General features: G+C 73.6%; 16 protein-coding genes. 11 read left to right on the plus strand and 5 right to left on the minus strand.

Annotation, left to right across the window (positions count from 1 at the left end; all coding sequences use genetic code 11):
* Nucleotides 1-26: 26 nt before the first annotated feature.
* Complete coding sequence (locus ACZ407_RS14375; RefSeq protein WP_468128366.1) at nucleotides 27-812, minus strand: amino acid ABC transporter ATP-binding protein; 786 nt, start codon at nucleotides 810-812, stop codon at nucleotides 27-29.
* Nucleotides 813-1,059: 247 nt separating this feature from the next.
* Here ACZ407_RS14375 and ACZ407_RS14380 point away from each other — a divergent pair, with 247 nt between their 5' ends.
* From ACZ407_RS14380 to ACZ407_RS14390, 3 genes are all read left to right on the plus strand, one after another.
* Entirely contained in the window at nucleotides 1,060-1,758 is a 699-nt protein-coding gene (locus ACZ407_RS14380) for a response regulator transcription factor (RefSeq protein ID WP_468128367.1), read from the plus strand.
* A gap of 19 nt (nucleotides 1,759-1,777) precedes the next feature.
* The gene (locus ACZ407_RS14385) at nucleotides 1,778-3,193 is read left to right on the plus strand and encodes a HAMP domain-containing sensor histidine kinase (RefSeq protein WP_468128368.1); all 1,416 of its coding nucleotides are present in this window, start codon (nucleotides 1,778-1,780) and stop codon (nucleotides 3,191-3,193) included.
* A 216-nt stretch (nucleotides 3,194-3,409) separates the two neighbouring features.
* On the plus strand, nucleotides 3,410-4,414 hold the full coding sequence (locus ACZ407_RS14390; RefSeq protein WP_468128527.1) for an ROK family protein: 1,005 nt from the start codon (nucleotides 3,410-3,412) through the stop codon (nucleotides 4,412-4,414).
* Nucleotides 4,415-4,532: 118 nt separating this feature from the next.
* Here the strand turns inward: ACZ407_RS14390 and ACZ407_RS14395 are convergent, their stop codons facing one another.
* Nucleotides 4,533-5,534: a TAXI family TRAP transporter solute-binding subunit gene (locus ACZ407_RS14395; RefSeq protein ID WP_468128369.1), complete on the minus strand. Its 1,002-nt coding sequence runs from the start codon at nucleotides 5,532-5,534 to the stop codon at nucleotides 4,533-4,535.
* Nucleotides 5,535-5,653: 119 nt separating this feature from the next.
* Between ACZ407_RS14395 and miaB the strand changes: the two genes are divergently transcribed.
* Both miaB and ACZ407_RS14405 read left to right on the plus strand, forming a co-directional pair.
* Nucleotides 5,654-7,135 carry a tRNA (N6-isopentenyl adenosine(37)-C2)-methylthiotransferase MiaB gene (gene miaB / locus ACZ407_RS14400; RefSeq protein ID WP_468128370.1) on the plus strand — a complete coding sequence of 494 codons (1,482 nt, stop codon included), beginning with the start codon at nucleotides 5,654-5,656 and terminating at the stop codon, nucleotides 7,133-7,135.
* Between the two features lie 109 nt (nucleotides 7,136-7,244).
* Complete coding sequence (locus tag ACZ407_RS14405; RefSeq protein WP_468128371.1) at nucleotides 7,245-7,958, plus strand: class III extradiol ring-cleavage dioxygenase family protein; 714 nt, start codon at nucleotides 7,245-7,247, stop codon at nucleotides 7,956-7,958.
* Nucleotides 7,959-8,048: 90 nt separating this feature from the next.
* Here the strand turns inward: ACZ407_RS14405 and ACZ407_RS14410 are convergent, their stop codons facing one another.
* Nucleotides 8,049-8,288: an antitoxin gene (locus ACZ407_RS14410; RefSeq protein ID WP_468128372.1), complete on the minus strand. Its 240-nt coding sequence runs from the start codon at nucleotides 8,286-8,288 to the stop codon at nucleotides 8,049-8,051.
* Nucleotides 8,289-8,312: 24 nt separating this feature from the next.
* A complete protein-coding gene (locus ACZ407_RS14415; protein WP_468128373.1) occupies nucleotides 8,313-8,534 on the minus strand; it encodes a hypothetical protein in 222 nt (73 codons plus the stop codon).
* A gap of 161 nt (nucleotides 8,535-8,695) precedes the next feature.
* Here ACZ407_RS14415 and miaA point away from each other — a divergent pair, with 161 nt between their 5' ends.
* The 6 genes from miaA (at nucleotide 8,696) to hflX (ending at nucleotide 16,685) form a co-directional block, all read left to right on the plus strand.
* A complete protein-coding gene (gene miaA, locus ACZ407_RS14420) occupies nucleotides 8,696-9,634 on the plus strand; it encodes a tRNA (adenosine(37)-N6)-dimethylallyltransferase MiaA (protein WP_468128374.1) in 939 nt (312 codons plus the stop codon).
* A 103-nt stretch (nucleotides 9,635-9,737) separates the two neighbouring features.
* A complete protein-coding gene (locus ACZ407_RS14425; protein ID WP_468128528.1) occupies nucleotides 9,738-10,211 on the plus strand; it encodes a hypothetical protein in 474 nt (157 codons plus the stop codon).
* Nucleotides 10,212-10,366: 155 nt separating this feature from the next.
* Nucleotides 10,367-11,242 carry a diaminopimelate epimerase gene (dapF, locus tag ACZ407_RS14430; RefSeq protein ID WP_468128375.1) on the plus strand — a complete coding sequence of 292 codons (876 nt, stop codon included), beginning with the start codon at nucleotides 10,367-10,369 and terminating at the stop codon, nucleotides 11,240-11,242.
* A 138-nt stretch (nucleotides 11,243-11,380) separates the two neighbouring features.
* A complete protein-coding gene (locus ACZ407_RS14435; RefSeq protein WP_468128376.1) occupies nucleotides 11,381-13,480 on the plus strand; it encodes a RelA/SpoT family protein in 2,100 nt (699 codons plus the stop codon).
* Between the two features lie 114 nt (nucleotides 13,481-13,594).
* Nucleotides 13,595-15,064, plus strand: a complete 1,470-nt coding sequence (locus ACZ407_RS14440; RefSeq protein WP_468128377.1) for a M1 family metallopeptidase — start codon at nucleotides 13,595-13,597, stop codon at nucleotides 15,062-15,064.
* A 133-nt stretch (nucleotides 15,065-15,197) separates the two neighbouring features.
* Complete coding sequence (gene hflX / locus ACZ407_RS14445; RefSeq protein WP_468128378.1) at nucleotides 15,198-16,685, plus strand: GTPase HflX; 1,488 nt, start codon at nucleotides 15,198-15,200, stop codon at nucleotides 16,683-16,685.
* Between the two features lie 90 nt (nucleotides 16,686-16,775).
* On the opposite strand, the gene ACZ407_RS14450 is transcribed toward hflX, so the two are convergent.
* On the minus strand, nucleotides 16,776-18,002 hold the full coding sequence (locus tag ACZ407_RS14450; protein ID WP_468128379.1) for a trypsin-like serine peptidase: 1,227 nt from the start codon (nucleotides 18,000-18,002) through the stop codon (nucleotides 16,776-16,778).
* Nucleotides 18,003-18,150: the final 148 nt, after the last annotated feature.

Here is an 18,150-nt window from a genome sequence, read left to right on the forward strand (position 1 = left end):
GACCGGATGAGTACCAGAAGGGGCGGTCAGTGGTGCAGGATCTTCGACAGGAAGTCCTTGGCGCGGTCGCTGCGGGGGCTGCTGAAGAACTGCTCGGGCGTGGCCTCTTCGACGATCTTTCCGTCGGCCATGAAGACGACCCGGTTGGCCGCCGAACGGGCGAATCCCATCTCGTGGGTCACCACGACCATGGTCATGCCCTCGCGGGCGAGCTGCTGCATGACCTCCAGCACCTCGTTGATCATCTCCGGGTCGAGCGCCGAGGTGGGCTCGTCGAAGAGCATCACCTTCGGGTCCATGGCCAGGGCGCGGGCGATCGCCACGCGCTGCTGCTGGCCGCCGGAGAGCTGCGCCGGGTACTTGTCCGCCTGGCTGCCGACGCCCACCCGGTCGAGGAGTGCGCGCGCCTTGGCGACGGCCGTCGCCGAGTCCGTGCCGCGGACCTTGATCTGGCCGAGGGTCACGTTCTCCAGCACCGTCTTGTGGGCGAAGAGGTTGAACGACTGGAACACCATGCCGACGTCGGCGCGCAGCCGGGCGAGCGCGCGGCCCTCGGACGGCAGTTCGCTGCCGTCGATGGTGATCGTGCCGGAGTCGATGGTCTCCAGCCGGTTGATCGTCCTGCACAGCGTCGACTTGCCGGAACCGGACGGGCCGATCACGACCACGACCTCACCGCGCGCGATGCTCAGGTCGACGTCCTGGAGCACGTGCAGCGCGCCGAAGTGCTTGTTGACGTTGCTCAGTACGACGAGGCCCTCGGCGGCGGGAACCGCATCGTCCGTGCCCTTGTCCACTGATACTCCGCTCATCGGCCTCTTGCTCCGTCCTGCTCGGTTGGAAGGACAGTAATGAGGGGGTGAGCACAGCGTCATCACATCTGAGCGAGAATTGAGCATAACGATACGGCTTCTCCGCGGCACTGTGCGTAACCGCCCCACATGTACGCGTACCGGGTGCATAACGGAAGGCGCGCCGCGCCGGAACCCCCTTGACGTGGGGCTCTTCATCCGCGTGGATGCATGGTGGCCCGTACGAGACTCCGGAAAGGGGGACCCCATGAGACTGCTTCTCGTCGAGGACGACGACCACGTCGCGGCGGCCCTGTCCGCGATCCTCGGGCGGCACGGCTTCCAGGTGGTGCACGCCCGCAGCGGCGAAGAGGCCCTGCAGGCCCTGCTGCCCGCCGACGCCCCTCCCTACGGGGTGATCCTGCTCGACCTCGGCCTCCCCGACCAGGACGGCTACGAGGTCTGCGGGAAGATCCGCAAGCGCACCGGCACCCCCGTGATCATGGTGACCGCGCGCGGCGACGTGCGCTCCCGGATCCACGGCCTGAACATGGGCGCCGACGACTACGTGGTCAAGCCCTACGACACCGGCGAGCTGCTGGCCCGTATCCACGCCGTCAGCCGGCGCACCTCCGGGGCCGACGAGGCGGTGCCGGCCGCCGACACGATGGTCCGCTTCGGGCCGGTCGGCATCGAGCTGCCCACCCGCCGGGTCACCGTGGACGGGGCCGACGTGCCGCTCACCCGCAAGGAGTTCGACCTGCTCGCGCTGCTCGCCCAGCGGCCCGGGGTGGTCTTCCGCCGCGAGCAGATCATCAGCGAGGTCTGGCGCACCAGCTGGGAGGGGACCGGCCGCACCCTGGAGGTGCACGTGGCCTCGCTCCGCTCCAAGCTGCGCATGCCGGCCCTCATCGAGACCGTCCGCGGGGTCGGCTACCGGCTCGTCGCCCCGCCCCCGGGCCCCTGACGGCCGACGGTCATCCACGGTGCGCACCCGGCTCCTCCCGCTGCTCGTCGTCCTCATGGCGGGCGTCCTGATCGCCTTCGGCTTCCCGCTCGCGGTCAGCATCGCCGCAGCCGAACAGCAGCGCGTCGTCGTCGACCGGATCGACGACACCGCACGGTTCGCGGCACTCGCCCAGTTCGTCAGCGACGCGGCGGCCAGCGGAGCCGTCGGCGCCGACGAGCGCCGCACCACCTTGCAGTTCGAACTGGCCCGCTACCACGAGCTGTACGGGATCCGGGCGGGCGTGTTCACCCGTACGGACTCCACGATGGCCCGCGCCCCCGGCTGGTGGAGCCTGCCCGAACAGGGCCAGGGCCGGCGCGCCTTCGAGGAGGCCCTCGCCGGCCGCCGCAGCCACGACCCGCCGCAGGTGTGGCCCTGGCAGCGGTCCTGGCTGGTCGTCGCCTCGCCGGTGGTCCTGGACGGGGACGTGGTCGCGGTCGTGGTCACCGAGTCGCCCACCGGGCAGATGCGCTCGCGGATCCTGCGCGGCTGGCTGATCGTCGTCGCCGGACTGGCGGCCGCGATGCTGCTGGCCTTCGGCGCGGCCCTGCGGCTGACCAGCTGGGTGCTGCGGCCGGTACGGATCCTCGACGCGGCCACCCACGACATCGCGACCGGGCAGCTCAACTCGCGGGTCGCGGCCTCCGGGGGGCCGCCCGAACTCCAGCGGCTGGCCCTGTCGTTCAACGAGATGGCCGACCACGTCGAAGAGGCCCTGGAGCAGCAGCGGGCCTTCGTCGCCGACGCCTCCCACCAGCTGCGCAACCCGCTGGCCGCCCTGCTGCTGCGGATCGAGCTGCTCGCCCTGGAACTCCCCGAGGGCAACGAGGAGATCGCCTCCGTGCGCACCGAGGGCAAGCGCCTGGCCCAGGTCCTCGACGACCTGCTCAACCTGGCCCTGGCCGAGCACGCCGCCGCCGAGAACAGCCTGGTGGACATCGGTGCCCTCGCCGCCGAACGGGTCGCCGCCTGGCGGCCGTACGCGGAGGAGAAGGGGGTCCGGCTGACGGAGGCCGGCCAGGCCGTCGTCACCTGCTGGGCCGATCCCATCGCCCTGTCCAGCGCCCTGGACGCCGTGATCGACAACGCCCTGAAGTTCACGCCCCCGGGGGAGGAGGTCACGGTGTCCACGACGGAGGCGCCCGGCGCCGCCACCGTGGTCGTCGCCGACCGCGGCCCCGGCCTGACCGCCGAGGAGCTCGAACGCATCGGCGACCGCTTCTGGCGCAGCGGCCGCCACCAGAACATCAAGGGCTCGGGCCTCGGCCTGTCGATCTCCCGCGCCATGCTGGCCAAGAGCGGCGGCTCCCTGTCGTACGAGAGCAACCCCCCGCACGGCCTGCGCGTGACGGTGTCGATCCCCCGCACCGAGGGCACGGGCGGCCACCCGTAGGGCGCGGTCCGGGGCAGGCTCCCGGCACCCGCCGCCGGGCCGCTCCGCCGCCGGGCCGTACCTCCGCCGGGCCGCTCCGGTCCGGTGCCGAGCCCGGGTCCGCTGCCGGGAAGGGCGCTTCCGTGCCGGCCCTCGCGCGCATACTGGATCACGACCGTCCCGACAGGAGCGCCCGTGACCAGCCCCGCCGCCACCGTCCCCACCCCGCGCGCCGGCCTGCCGGCCACCGGCCCGAGCGCCGCCGTCGACATCGGCGGCACGAAGATCGCCGGGGCCCTGGTGCACCCGGACGGGACGATGACCGCACGGACGCAGCGCCCCACCCCCCGGGGCACCGGGGCCGAAGAGGTCATGCAGGCCGTGGCGGAGGTCGTGGCCGACCTCGCCCGGGATCCGGCGTGGCCCGCCGTGGAGCGCTGCGGCATCGGCAGCGCCGGCCCGGTGGACGCCTCCCGCGGCACCGTCAGCCCGGTCAACATCACCGCCTGGCGCGAGTTCCCCGTGCTCGACCGCACCGCCGCGGAACTGGCCCGGCACGGGGCCGGCGTACCGGCCGTGCTCGTCGGCGACGGGGTGGCGATGACCGCGGCCGAGCATTGGCTGGGCGCGGCCCGCGGCCGGGCGAACGCCCTGTGCATGGTCGTCTCCACCGGGGTCGGCGGCGGACTGATCCTGGACGGCCGCCTGCACCCGGGCCCCACCGGCAACGCCGGCCACATCGGCCACATCTCGGTCGCCTTCGACGGCGAGCCGTGCGCCTGCGGCAGCCGCGGCTGCGTGGAGCAGATCGCCTCCGGCACGGCCATCGCCCGCTGGGCCGCCGAGCAGGGCTGGACCGGCCCCGACCGCACCGCCGCCGGAGTGGCCGCGGCCGCCCGCGAGGGCGACCCCGTCCCGGTGGCGGCCTTCGACCGAGCCGGCCGGGCCCTGGCCGCGGCCATCGCCGCCACGGCCACGCTGGTGGAAACCGACCTCGCGGTCATCGGCGGCGGCGTGGCCGCGGCCGGCGAGGTCCTGTTCGCCCCCCTCCGCCGCCACCTGGCCGACTACGCCACCCTCGACTTCGTCCGCTCCCTGGAAGTGGTCCCGGCCGCCCTCGGCACCTCCGCCGGCCTGGTGGGCGCAGCAGCCGCAGCCGCGGAACTCCTGTCCGCCGGCAATTCCGGCTCCGCCGGCTCCCGCCCCGCCGGCGCGGACGACTCCAGCCCCTCCGGCGTGTGAGGAGCGCGGGTGCGGGGGCGGAGCCCCCGCAACGGGGTCCGGGGGCGGGGCCCCGGGAAACGGCGAAAGGGCGGGAGGGGCGCAGCCCCGGAGAGCGAGCCCGCCCGCCCCGGCACGGCTACGGCTTCACCGACCGGTAATAGCGCGCCGCCCCCTCGTGCAGCTCCAGCGGATCCGTGTAGATCGCCGTCCGCAGATCCACCAGCTGCGCCGCATGCACCTCGTGCCCGATCCGGTCCCGGCTCCCGATGACCGTCCGGGTCAGCCCCTCGGTCAGGTCCGCATCCGTCCGGTCCGTCGTGACCAGCAGGTTCGGCACGGCCAGCGTGGTCACGTCGTCGTTGTTCCGCGCCCACTTGTACGTGTCGGGGGAGATCACCGCACTGCGGTAGTACCGCGCCGGGGTCCCGCTCCGCTGCAGCTCCTTGATCATGTCGCCCAGCTGCACCAGCCGGATGTCGGTCCGCTCCGACAGCTCCTTCACCGCGTTCGTCGGCAGGCCGCCCGACCAGATGAAGGCGTCGATCCGGCCCGCCTCCAGCTGAGCCGGCATCTGGTCGATGCCGATGGACACCGGCGTGATGTCGGTCGCAGGATCCAGCTTCGCCGCCGTCAGCAGCCGCTCCGCGATCAGCCGCACGCCCGAGGCCGGCTGGCCGATCGCCACCCGCAGACCCCTGAGGTCCCGTACCGAGTCCACCCGCGAGTCCGCCGGCACCACCAGCTGTACGTAGTCGTCGTAGAGCCGGGCGCAGCCCCGCAGCCGGTCCGCGCCCGGTCGGTCGTCCATCCGGTACTTCGAGACCGCGTCGGCCGTGGCGATGGTGAAGTCGGCCTTGCCCGTCGCCACCCGCTCCAGGTTCTGCTGGGAGCCCTGGCTGGGCAACAGGGTGACGTGCACCTTCGGCAGGTCCCGCGCCAGGGCCTGGCGCAGCAGGTCGCCGTAGCGCTGGTAGACCCCGGCCCGGCCGCCCGTGCTGAAGGTCAGCGGGCCCTCCGGCTCCGGGCGCCCCAGGGGCAGCAGCCACCAGAGCAGCAGCCCGAGCACGGCCAGCCCGGCCGCCGCACCCGCGAGGGCACGGCGCCTGCGGATCCGGAAGCGGGGGATGAGGAGGGGCATGCGCGCGATCCTGCCAGCTCGGCCGATTCCGGGCCAGACCAGGCGTCCCACGTCACACCCGCCCCCTCCGTCCCACCGACCGGCACGAGCCACCACCGCGCCCCCTTTACCCTGGACAGGTGAAGACGTACGAGGTGCGCACCTACGGGTGTCAGATGAATGTGCACGACTCCGAGCGGCTCTCCGGCCTCCTGGAGGACGCCGGCTACGTCCGCGCGCCCGAGGGGACCGCCGAGGGCGATGCCGACGTCGTCGTCTTCAACACCTGCGCGGTGCGGGAGAACGCCGACAACAAGCTGTACGGCAACCTCGGCCGTCTCGCCCCGATGAAGACCAAGCGCCCCGGCATGCAGATCGCCGTCGGCGGCTGCCTCGCCCAGAAGGACCGCGAGACCATCGTCAAGCGGGCCCCGTGGGTGGACGTGGTCTTCGGCACCCACAACATCGGCAAGCTGCCGGTGCTGCTGGAGCGCGCCCGCATCCAGGAAGAGGCCCAGGTCGAGATCGCCGAGTCGCTGGAGGCCTTCCCCTCCACCCTGCCGACCCGCCGCGAGTCCGCCTACGCCGCCTGGGTCTCGATCTCCGTCGGCTGCAACAACACCTGCACCTTCTGCATCGTCCCGGCGCTGCGCGGCAAAGAGGAGGACCGCCGCCCCGGCGACATCCTCGCCGAGGTCGAGGCGCTGGTCGCGGAGGGCGTCTCGGAGATCACCCTGCTCGGCCAGAACGTGAACGCCTACGGTTCCGACCTCGGCGACCGCGAGGCCTTCAGCAAGCTGCTGCGCGCCTGCGGGGAGATCGAGGGCCTGGAGCGGGTCCGGTTCACCTCCCCGCACCCGCGCGACTTCACCGACGACGTGATCGCCGCGATGGCCGAGACCCCGAACGTGATGCCGCAGCTGCACATGCCGCTCCAGTCGGGCTCCGACCCGATCCTCAAGGCGATGCGCCGCTCGTACCGGCAGGAGCGCTTCCTGGGGATCATCGAGAAGGTGCGCGCCGCGATCCCGCACGCCGCCATCTCCACCGACATCATCGTGGGCTTCCCCGGCGAGACCGAGGAGGACTTCCAGCAGACCATGCACGTGGTCCGCGAGGCCCGCTTCGCCAACGCCTTCACCTTCCAGTACTCCAAGCGGCCCGGCACCCCCGCCGCCGAGATGGAGGGGCAGATCCCCAAGGAGGTCGTCCAGGACCGCTACATGCGCCTGGTCGCCCTCCAGGAGGAGATCTCCTGGGAGGAGAACAAGAAGCAGGTCGGCCGCACCCTGGAGGTCATGGTCGCCGAGGGCGAGGGCCGCAAGGACGGCGCCACCCACCGGCTCTCCGGCCGGGCGCCCGACAACCGCCTCGTCCACTTCACCAAGCCGGACGCCGAGGTCCGCCCCGGTGACGTGGTGACCGTCGAGATCACCTACGCGGCCCCGCACCACCTGCTCGCCGAGGGCCCCACCACCGAGGTCCGCCGGACGCGTGCCGGCGACGCCTGGGAGAAGCGCAACGCCGCGCCCGCGCAGCCGGCCGGGGTCATGCTCGGCCTGCCGTCCATCGGCGCGCCGGCCCCGCTGCCCGCCGCCACGGGCGGCTGCTCGCTCACCTGAGACGCACCGCTGCTGCGCACCGCCGGGGCGCCCGGTCCCGCGCGGACCGGGCGCCCCGGCGTTTCCGCGCAGCCCCCGACCCCGCCCTGCGCGTACTACGCTGCGGATCATGCTCGTAGCCGCTGCCGTATGTCCCTGTCCGCCGCTGCTCGTGCCGCAGGTCGCGGCCGGGGCCGCGGGGGAGCTCGCCGCCGCCCGCACCGCCTGCTCCGACGCGCTGGCCGTGCTGGCCGCCTCCCGCCCCGACCGGCTGGTCGTGGTCGGGCCCGCGGCCGGGGCCGCCGCGGGGAGCTACCCGCAGGGTGCGCCCGGTTCGTTCCGGACCTTCGGCGTGGAAGACGCCGAGGTGCGCCTCGGCACGGGCGAGGCCCCCGCCGGGCGGGAGCTGCCCGCCTCCCTGGCCGTGGCCGCCTGGCTGCTGGAGCACACCGGCTGGTCCTCCGCCCCCGTGACCGGGCTCGCGGTGGACCCGGCCCTCGGCACCGGGGAGTGCCTCGCCGCAGGCCGCGAACTGTCCGCCGGCCCGCAGCGGACCGCCCTGCTCGTGATGGGCGACGGCAGCGCCTGCCGCACGGTCAAGGCCCCGGGCTACCTCGACGAACGCGCCGCCCCCTTCGACGCCGCGGCCGCGCGGGCCCTCGGCTCCGCCGACACGGAGGCCCTCGCCGCGATCGACGCGGCCCTCGGCGCCGCGGTCCAGGCCGCCGGCCGGGCGCCCTGGCAGGTGCTCGCGGGCGCCGCCGAGGGCGCCGGGCTCGACGGCCGGCTGCTGTACGAGGACGCCCCGTACGGGGTCGGCTACCTGGTCGCCGCCTGGTCCTGACGGACGGACCCGCGCCCGGACACGGCCGAGCCGCCCGGCACGGCCGAGGGGCGCGGGGAGCACCCCGCGCCCCTCGGACCGGGCGCCGCGTCAGGAAGCCGCCGGGCCACCGCCCGGGTGGTCCTTGTGGGCGATCTTGCCCAGGGCGTCCTTGGCCTTGCCCGTGCCGGTCGCTATCTGGCCGCTGTACTTGCCCTTGGTCTTCGAATCCACGACCTGGGCGACCTTGTCCAGGCGCTCGCCGATCTTCCCCTCGTGCTGCTGCGCGAGGTCGCCGACCTTGTCCTTCGCCGGCGCGAGCTTGGCCTTGAGATTGTCCAGCAGGCCCATGGGTCACCTTCTCTTGGCGGATACCTACGTACGGGCGCCCTCGCCGGCCTCGCTGTCCGCCGCCTCGGCCGACTGCTGCCTCGGGATCTCCACCGCATCGGTGGCGGCCGATCCCTCCGCGGCGGCCGCTTCGGCGCCGGTTCCCTCCGGCTCCTGGGTCAGGGCCGGAGCCGGCTCCGGGGTCTCCTCGGACCCCGCCACGACGGTGTCCTTGGCCTTCCGGCGAAACCATGCAAAAACGCCCATGTCTACTCCAATAACGTTACTCGTGCGGGTAAAGTTCCGCGTCGCCGTGCTCGGCCGACAGGGCAGTGGCCCGGCGGAACCTCTCAAGGGCAACGACCCCGCCGCGGGCCCGTCACGTAGCTCGTTCGGGTACCGGGCCCGGTGTTTGCGAGACTGGGTCGGTGAGAAGTGCAGCCCCCGCTCCGCGGGTCATCGCCGTCGTCGGTCCCACCGCGGCCGGAAAGTCCGATCTGGGCGTCGCCCTCGCCCGGTATTTCGGGGGCGAGGTCGTCAACGCCGACTCCATGCAGCTCTACCGCGGGATGGACATCGGCACCGCGAAGCTGACGATGGAGGAGCGCGGCGGCATCCCGCACCACCTCCTCGACATCTGGGACGTCACCGAGACCGCCAGCGTCGCCGAGTACCAGCGGCTGGCCCGCGCCGAGATCGACCGGCTGCTCGCCGAGGGCCGCACCCCGGTCCTGGTCGGCGGCTCCGGCCTCTACGTGCGCGGCGCCATCGACGCCCTGGAGTTCCCCGGCACCGACCCCGAGGTCCGCGCCCGCCTGGAGGAGGAGCTGACCCTGCGCGGCCCCGGCGCCCTGCACGCCCGCCTGGCGGCGGCCGACCCGGACGCCGGCCGCGCCATCCTGCCCAGCAACGGCCGCCGGATCGTCCGCGCCCTCGAGGTCATCGAGATCACCGGCCGCCCCTTCACCGCCAACCTCCCCGGCCCCGACTCCGTCTACGACTGCGTGCAGATCGGCGTGGACGTGGCCCGCCCCGAGCTCGACGAGCGGATCGCCCTGCGCGTGGACCGCATGTGGGAGGCCGGGCTCGTCGACGAGGTGCGGGCCCTGGAGGCCCGGGGGCTGCGCGAGGGCATCACCGCCTCCCGCGCGCTCGGCTACCAGCAGGTGCTCGCCGCCCTCGCCGGCGAGTGCACCGAGGACGAGGCCCGGGCCGAGACCGTACGCGCCACCAAGCGCTTCGCCCGCCGCCAGGACTCCTGGTTCCGCCGCGACCCCCGGGTCCACTGGCTCAGCGGTGCCGCTGCCGACCGGGGGGAACTCCCCGGACTCGCGCAGTCGTTGGTCGAACGAGCGGTTACAGCCTGATCACGTGATGGCATCGGGACGCTCCGGACGCCCGTCGGGGGTCCGCGGGCGTGCCATCATCAAATTCGGCGGAACGAAGTCCTAGTGGGGAGGGCACGTGGCGATGGAGGCCGGCCCTCGGAACACCGGGCGCGACGACTCCGGACATGATCAGGAGTCGGTGCTTCCTGCCGTGCTGGGCCTGCCCGCGGACTCCGACCGGCTGAGCCCGGACGGCCCGGAGCACGAGGAGCCCGTCCCCGAGTTCGAGGTCGAGCTGCGCCCGCAGCGGCGCCTGCGGATCTGGCAGCTGGCCCCGATCGTCATGCTCGCCGCCGCGGGCTCGCTCATGTTCGCCTTCCCGCTCGCCTTCGAGTTCGGCGACGGCGGGGCCGTCGTCGCCATGCTCGGCCTGCTGATCAGCTGCTGCGCCGGCGGCTGGGGCATGATGGCCGCCCGCCGGGTCGGCTACTCCTGGCCGGGCCTGCCCGCCCGCGGCTCCGGCGAGCGCCCCGACTGGCGGATCGTCGTCCTGTACGCGACCGTGGCCCTCACCGTGGCCTTCCTCGCCGTCTGGCGCGTGGCCCGCCTGCGCTGACCCGGCCGCCCGGCCGCCGCACGGCCGCGCCTGCCGCCCGGTCCGCCCGGCATCCGCACGATCGCACCGCCCCGCCGCGGGCGCCGTCGTCTCGCCCCCTGGGACGGCCCCGGCCCGTCCGGCCCCGCGCGGGCCCGCCCCCGTACCATGGTCGCGTGACGACCACAGAGCTCGCCTTCCTCAAGGGCCACGGGACCGAGAACGACTTCGTGATCATTCCGGACCCGGACAACGCGATCGACCTGCCCGCGACGGCCGTCGCCCGGCTGTGCGACCGCCGGGCCGGCATCGGCGGCGACGGGCTGATCCACGTGGTCCGCTCCGCCGCGCACCCCGAGGCCGCGCACATGGCCGGCGAGGCCGAGTGGTTCATGGACTACCGCAACGGCGACGGCTCGGTCGCCGAGATGTGCGGCAACGGCGTCCGGGTCTTCGCCCGCTACCTCCAGCACGCCGGGCACATCGAGCCGGGCGAGCTGTCCGTCGCCACCCGCGGCGGGGTCAAGCACGTCCACCTCGACAAGACCGGGGACGTCACCATCGGCATGGGCCGGGCCGTGCTCCCCGAGGGCGAGGTCAGCGTCTCGGTCGGCGAGCGGACCTGGCCGGCCCGCAACGTGAACATGGGCAACCCGCACGCGGTCGCCTTCGTGGCCGACCTCGACGAGGCCGGAACCCTGTACACCGCACCGCCGTTCAGCCCTGCCGAGGCCTACCCCACCGGTGTGAACGTGGAGTTCGTGGTGGACCGCGGCCCGCGGCACGTGGCCATGCGCGTGCACGAGCGCGGCGCGGGCGAGACCCGCTCCTGCGGCACCGGGGCCTGCGCCGTGGCCGTCGCCACCGCCCGCCGCGACGGCGCCGACCCGGCCCTGACCGGCGAAGCCGTCACCTACACCGTGGACGTGCTGGGCGGCACGCTGGTCATCACCGAGCAGCCCGACGGCTCCGTCGAGATGACCGGCCCCGCCGTCATCGTGGCCGAAGGCAAGATCGACCCGGCCTGGCTGACCGAAACGGCTTTCGCGTAGAGCTTCCCTCGAATGGGTGATCCGTTTCACGCTGAGCGAGAGGCGGACTGCGCCACGTGGTGGGGTCGGTAACATCAGACACCGGCCCTGAGGGCTCACCCCCTGCCCCACCACCGCCGGTTGATGCCGGAGGTGCCCATGAGTGCAGAGGCCACGAACCCCGATGCGGGCGCGGAGTTCCGCCTGACCGCAGCCACCGCGCGCAGGCGCGGCCGGACCAGGCTCGACCTGCGCAGGCTCGGCCGGGCCGCCCTGCTCGGCCCGGCCGCCCGCGACCGGCTCCCCGACGCCATCGGCCACGTGGCCGAGGCGCACCGGGCCCACCATCCCGACGCGGACCTCGGCGTACTGCACCGCGCGTACGTGCTCGCCGAGAGTTCGCACCGCGGCCAGATGCGCAAGAGCGGCGAACCGTACATCACGCACCCGCTCGCCGTCACCCTCATCCTCGCCCAACTGGGCGCCGAGACCACCACGCTGACGGCCTCCCTGCTCCACGACACCGTCGAGGACACCGAGGTGACCCTCGATCAGGTCCGCGCCGAGTTCGGGGACGAGGTCTGCTACATCGTCGACGGGGTCACCAAACTCGAAAAGGTCGACTACGGGGCCGCCGCCGAGCCCGAGACCTTCCGCAAGATGCTCGTCGCCACCGGCAACGACGTCCGCGTCATGTCCATCAAACTCGCCGACCGGCTGCACAACATGCGCACCCTCGGCGTCATGCGGCCCGAGAAACAGGCCCGCATCGCCAAGGTCACCCGCGACGTCCTCATCCCGCTCGCCGAACGGCTCGGGGTCCAGGCCCTCAAGACCGAGCTCGAAGACCTCGTCTTCGCGATCCTCCACCCCGAGGAGTACGAGCGCACCCGCGCCCTCATCGCCGCGCACGCCGCCGAGGGCGACCCCCTGCCCGCCCTCGCCGACTCCGTACGGGCCGTCCTGCGCGAGGCCGGGATCCCCGCCGAAGTGCAGGTCCGCCCCCGGCACTTCGTCTCCGTCCACCGCATCGCCCGCAAACGCGGGGAGCTGCGCGGCCCGGAGTTCGGCCGGCTGCTCGTCCTCGTCGCGGAGGACGCCGACTGCTACGGGGTCCTCGGCGAGCTCCACACGTGCTTCACCCCGGTGGTCTCGGAGTTCAAGGACTTCATCGCCGCCCCCAAGTTCAACCTCTACCAGTCGCTCCACACGGCCTTCGCCACCCCCGACGGCTCGGTGGCCGAAGTGCTCATCCGCACCCACCAGATGCACCGCGTCGCCGAGGCCGGAGTCATCGCCCTCGGCAACCCCTACGCCCCCGCCGAGCCCGCCGACCCCGGCGCCCCGGGGGAGCGGATCGACCCCACCCGCCCCGGCTGGCTCTCCCGCCTCCTCGACTGGCAGCAGTCCACCCCCGACCCGGACACCTTCTGGAGCTCCCTGCGGGCCGAACTCGCCCAGGACCGGGAGATCACCGTCTTCCTCACCGACGGCCCGGCGGACCCCGCACCCGTCAGCCTCCCCGCGGGCGCCACCTGCGTGGACGCCGCCTACGCCCGGCACGGCGAGGCCGCCCACGGCTGCATCGGCGCCCGCGTCAACGGGCGGATCGCAGCCCTCGGCTCCCGGCTCGCCGACGGGGACACCGTGCAGCTGCTGATCGCCCAGGACTCCTCCTCGGGACCCTCCCCCGACTGGCTCGAACACGCCCGCACCCCCGCCGCCCGCATCGCCATCACGGGCTGGCTCCGGGCCCACCCCGACGGTCCGCGGGTGCCCGAGGCCGCACCCCGGGCCCCGCTGCCCATGACCTCCATGCGCGCCGCCGGGGGCAACGCGGTCGCCGACCTGCCCGACGCCCCGGTCCGCCTCGCCGGCTGCTGTACGCCCGTACCGCCCGACACCGTCGCCGGGTTCGTCGTACGCGGGGGCGCCGTCACCGTCCACCGGGTGCAGTGCTCGGCCGTCGACCGGATGCGCGAGATCGGCCGCACCCCCGTGGCCGTGCACTGGCGGGCCACCACCGACTGCATGGTCACCCTCGTCGCTGAATCGTTCGGCCGCCCCCATCTCCTCGCCGACCTCACCGAGGCCATGTCCCGCGAGGGCGCCTCCATCGTCTCCGCCACCGTCGAGCCCCCGACCGAGCAGCGGGTCCGCCACACCTACACCGTCCAGCTGCCCGACGCGACCGGCCTGCCCGCCCTGATGCGCGCCATGCGCGAGGTCCCCGGCGTCTACGACGTCGGCCGCGCGTAGGGCGGCCGCCCGGGGGCCGGTTCCGCGCGGGCCGGTCCGGCCGGGGTCTCCCGTTCGGGTGGGATCATCGCGCGTCGCCCCCGGGCGCGGGGCGGGCGCTGGTAGCGGTGTGTCATGCAGCTCACCTCGCGCCGCCTGCGGGCCGCCCTGCTCGCCGCCGCCTCGCTGACCCTGGTCGCCGCCGTCCTCCCGCCGCCCCGGGCCCTCGGCATCGGCGACCGGCTCTTCCCCGAACTGGGCAACCCCGGGTACGACGTCCTCGCCTACGACCTGTCCTTCACGTACGCGAGCAACACGCGGCCCCTCGACGCCGTCACCAGCCTCCGGGCGGTCACCCTGGAGCCCCTGGAGCGGATCAACCTCGACTTCACCCACGGCACCGTGTCCTCCGCCGAGGTCAACGGGGCGCCCGCGCGGTTCGAGACGGCCGGCGAGGACCTCGTCCTCACCCCGCAGTTCCCGCTCGCCCGCGGAGCCGCCCTGAACATCACCATCCGGCACACCAGCGACCCGCGCGGCCGCTCCGACGGGGGCTGGGTCCCCACCGCGGACGGCCTCGCCATGGCCAACCAGGCCGACGCCGCCCACCGGGTCTTCCCGTGCAACGACCACCCCGCCGACAAGGCGTACTTCACCATCCGCGTCACCGCCCCCGAGGGCCTGACCGCCGTGGCCAACGGGGTGCCCGAGCCGGTCCGCCGCAGCCTCCCGCTCCCGGGTGCCCCCGCCCCGGCCGCGCCCACGAGGACCTGGACGTACCGCACCCTGCACCCCATGGCCACCGAGCTCGCCCAGGTCTCCATCGGCACCTCCGCCGTCGTGCACCGGGCCGGGCCGCACGGCCTGCCCGTGCGCGACGTCGTGCCCGCCGCCGACGCACGGCGGCTCGAACCCTGGCTCGCCAAGACCCCCGGCCACATCGCCTGGCTGGAGGAGCGGCTCGGCCGCTACCCGTTCGAGAACTACGGAGTGCTGATCGCGAGCGCCCGTACCGGCTTCGAGCTGGAGACGCAGACCCTCTCGCTCTTCGAACGCGGCCTGTTCACCGAGCCCGGCTACCCCTCCTGGTACGTGGAGGCCGTGATGGTCCACGAACTCGCCCACCAGTGGTTCGGCGACAGCGTCACCCCCCGCACCTGGTCCGACCTGTGGCTCAACGAGGGCCACGCCACCTGGTACGAGGCCCTCTACGCCGACGGGCTGGGGAAGTACCCCCTGGAGCGGCGCATGCGCGAGGCGTACCAGCGCTCCGACCAGTGGCGGGCCGCCGGCGGGCCCCCGGCCGCACCCAAGGCCGCCGCACCCGGGCAGAAGATCGGACTGTTCCGGCCCATCGTGTACGACGGCTCGGCCCTGGTCCTGTACGCCCTGCGCCAGACGATCGGCACCGAGGCCTTCGACCGGCTGGAGCGCGCCTGGGTCGCCCGCCACAAGGACGGCACGGCCGGCACCGCCGACTTCGTACGGCTCGCCTCGGAGACCGCCGGGCGGGACCTCGGGCCGTTCTTCCAGGCCTGGCTGTACGGGGAGAAGACCCCGGCCGTGCCCGGACACCCCGAGTGGAGCGCCAGGAGCACGGGGTGACGGGCGGCGCGAAAAGGGTGTGACGCGCTCCGAACGGGCATGTCACTATCGACGGGCCGCCGAGGCCGGGAATCTTCCCGGACCCTCGCGCGTTGCACCCCCAGCAGTGCATTCACAACGACGTAAGGACCCAATGACCTCCTCTTCTTCCCCTTCCCAGGACGCGCGGGACGCGCAGAGCTTCACCGAGAGCCTTCGGGCCGATGCCCTGATGGAAGAGGACGTCGCCTGGAGCCACGAGATCGACGGAGACCGGGACGGCGACCAGTTCGACCGCTCCGAGCGCGCGGCCCTGCGCCGCGTGGCGGGCCTCTCCACCGAGCTCGAAGACGTCACCGAGGTCGAGTACCGCCAGCTGCGACTGGAGCGCGTGGTGCTCGTCGGTGTCTGGACCTCCGGCACGGTGAGCGACGCGGAGAACTCCCTCGCGGAGCTCGCCGCACTCGCCGAGACGGCGGGCGCCCTCGTGCTCGACGGTGTCATCCAGCGCCGCGACAAGCCGGACCCGGCCACCTTCATCGGCTCGGGCAAGGCCCGCGAGCTGCGCGACATCGTCATCGAAACCGGTGCCGACACCGTCGTCTGCGACGGCGAGCTCAGCCCCGGCCAGCTCATCGCCCTCGAAGACGTCGTCAAGGTCAAGGTCGTCGACCGGACCGCCCTGATCCTCGACATCTTCGCCCAGCACGCCAAGTCCCGAGAGGGCAAGGCGCAGGTCGCACTCGCGCAGATGCAGTACATGCTGCCGCGGCTGCGCGGCTGGGGTCAGTCGCTGTCCCGCCAGATGGGTGGCGGCGGCGGTGGCGGCATGGCCACCCGAGGCCCCGGTGAGACCAAGATCGAAACGGACCGGCGACGGATCCGCGAGAAGATGGCGAAGATGCGCCGGGAGATCGCGGAGATGAAGACCGGCCGCGACATCAAGCGGCAGGAACGGCGGCGGAACAAGATCCCGTCCGTCGCGATCGCCGGCTACACCAACGCGGGCAAGTCCTCGCTGCTCAACCGCCTCACCGGCGCGGGCGTGCTGGTGGAGAACGCGCTGTTCGCCACCCTCGACCCGACCGTACGCCGGGCCGAGACGCCGACCGGCCGGGTCTACACCCTGGCCGACACCGTCGGCTTCGTCCGGCACCTGCCGCACCACCTCGTCGAGGCCTTCCGCTCCACCATGGAGGAGGTCGGCGACTCCGACCTGATCCTCCACGTGGTCGACGGGGCGCACCCGGCGCCGGAGGAGCAGCTGGCGGCGGTCCGCGAGGTCATCCGCGAGGTCGGCGCCGTGGACGTGCCCGAGATCGTGGTGATCAACAAGGCCGATGCGGCGGACCCGCTGGTCCTCCAGCGCCTGCTGCGCATCGAGCGGCACTCCATCGCCGTCTCGGCCCGCACCGGCATGGGCATGGAGGAGCTCCTCGCACTCATCGACGCCGAGCTGCCCCGGCCCTCGGTCGAGGTCGAGGTGCTCGTGCCCTACACGCACGGCGGGCTGGTCGCCCGGGTGCACGCCGAGGGCGAGATGCTCTCCGAGGAGCACACCCCGGAGGGCACCCTGCTCAGGGCGCGGGTCAACGAGGACCTGGCCGCGGACCTGGCACCGTACGTGCCGGCGAAGCACTGACCCCGCCGCCGGACACCCGGCGGCAGCACACACGACGAGGGCCCCGGCCCCCTGCCGAAGGGGGACCGGGGCCCTCGTCGCGTCCACGACCTAGCGGCCCGCGAACTTGCCGCTCACTCCGGCGAAGACCGCCTTCGCCTCCGGGCCCAGCCGGGGCCCGGCGAGCCAGCCCGCCGTGACCGGGCCGATCGAGGTGTTCGACACCAGGGCCGGCTTGCCGTCACGCCCGGTGGCCACCCAGCCGCCGCCCGAGGAACCGCCGGTCATCGTGCAGCCGATCCGGTACATCACCGGAGCCTGCTCGTCCAGCGAGAGCCGGCCCGGCCGGTCCGCGCACTGGAACGCCCGCTGGCCGTCGAACGGCGCCGCCGCCGGGTAGCCGGTGGCCGTGATCTGCGCGATCTTCGGCACCGCCGGGGCCTGGAACTCCACCGGCAGCGCCGCGCCGACGGTCTCCTCCAGGGACTTGCCGCTCTCCTTCTCCGGGGTCACGTGCAGCACCGCGAAGTCGTACGGGGCACCTGCCCCGCCGGTCGGACCACCCTCGGCGATCCACTGGTCGGAGGTCTGCGCCCAGTCGCTCCACCAGACCCCGTACGGGGCGACCTGCTCGCGGGTCGCCTCCTTGAGGTCGGAGGCGGAGCGGCCCGCGTCGTTGTACGAGGGCACGAAGGCGATGTTGCGGTACCAGCCGCCCTTCTGCCCCGCGTGCACGCAGTGGCCCGCCGTCCAGACCATGTTGGACTTGCCCGGGTGGGCCGGGTCCTTGACCACGGTCGCCGAGCAGACCATCGAGCCCTCGGGGCCGTCGAAGAAGACCTTCCCGGCCTCGGGGACGCTCTGGTGGTACGGCGAGGCCACAGGACGGGCCCGCACCGGCACCGGGGTGGGGTCGGTGACGCCCTGGTCCTTGCCCAGGTCGGGGTCGGCGACCGGCTGCTCGGGCTTCTTCGCCCGGCGCATCCGGTCCGGGTCCCACAGGTCCTCGATGATCGGGTTGATGAAGTCCTCGGCCTCGCGCAGCCAGTCGTCCTTCTTCCAGTTCTTCCAGGCCCCGCCCTTCCACTTGTCCAGGTCGATGCCGTGCTCGCGCAGCTTGTCGCGCAGCTGCTCCGGGATCTTGATCCCGCCGGGGCCGGGGGCCGGATCGCTCGCCGCGGCGGTCGGCTTCCCGCCGGCCGCCTCGTCGCCGCCGGGTCCGCAGGCCGCTGCGGTCATCGCGAGGACCGCACACAGGCCGGTGGCCGCCAGAGTCCGGGAACCGCGACGGGAGCTTCGCCCGCTCGGGGCGGCGGAGGCCGGTCGGATCGGTCGCATGTCGTGTATCCCCCTGGTGCTTCGAGGCGTGGAGTGCAACCCCCCACTATGCCGCTGAGGTTGGTGACGGTGCAGAGCGGGGGCGCGGTTCCCCGCCCGCAAGGATCTTCGGACCCACCCGTGATCCCCCGCCGCCCGCGTCGTTGGT

The sequence above is a fragment of the Streptomyces sp. NPDC030809 genome, assembly GCF_055572195.1.

What these genes read in the sequence shown, in the direction of transcription:
- ACZ407_RS14375 (WP_468128366.1), bottom strand. Translation starts at nt 812, where the DNA reads ATGAGCGGAGTATCAGTGGACAAGGGCACGGACGATGCGGTTCCCGCC.
- ACZ407_RS14380 (WP_468128367.1), top strand. Translation starts at nt 1,060, where the DNA reads ATGAGACTGCTTCTCGTCGAGGACGACGACCACGTCGCGGCGGCCCTG.
- ACZ407_RS14395 (WP_468128369.1), bottom strand. Translation starts at nt 5,534, where the DNA reads ATGCCCCTCCTCATCCCCCGCTTCCGGATCCGCAGGCGCCGTGCCCTC.
- ACZ407_RS14405 (WP_468128371.1), top strand. Translation starts at nt 7,245, where the DNA reads ATGCTCGTAGCCGCTGCCGTATGTCCCTGTCCGCCGCTGCTCGTGCCG.
- ACZ407_RS14410 (WP_468128372.1), bottom strand. Translation starts at nt 8,288, where the DNA reads ATGGGCCTGCTGGACAATCTCAAGGCCAAGCTCGCGCCGGCGAAGGAC.
- ACZ407_RS14415 (WP_468128373.1), bottom strand. Translation starts at nt 8,534, where the DNA reads ATGGGCGTTTTTGCATGGTTTCGCCGGAAGGCCAAGGACACCGTCGTG.
- ACZ407_RS14425 (WP_468128528.1), top strand. Translation starts at nt 9,738, where the DNA reads ATGGAGGCCGGCCCTCGGAACACCGGGCGCGACGACTCCGGACATGAT.
- ACZ407_RS14435 (WP_468128376.1), top strand. Translation starts at nt 11,381, where the DNA reads ATGAGTGCAGAGGCCACGAACCCCGATGCGGGCGCGGAGTTCCGCCTG.
- ACZ407_RS14440 (WP_468128377.1), top strand. Translation starts at nt 13,595, where the DNA reads ATGCAGCTCACCTCGCGCCGCCTGCGGGCCGCCCTGCTCGCCGCCGCC.
- hflX (WP_468128378.1), top strand. Translation starts at nt 15,198, where the DNA reads ATGACCTCCTCTTCTTCCCCTTCCCAGGACGCGCGGGACGCGCAGAGC.
- ACZ407_RS14450 (WP_468128379.1), bottom strand. Translation starts at nt 18,002, where the DNA reads ATGCGACCGATCCGACCGGCCTCCGCCGCCCCGAGCGGGCGAAGCTCC.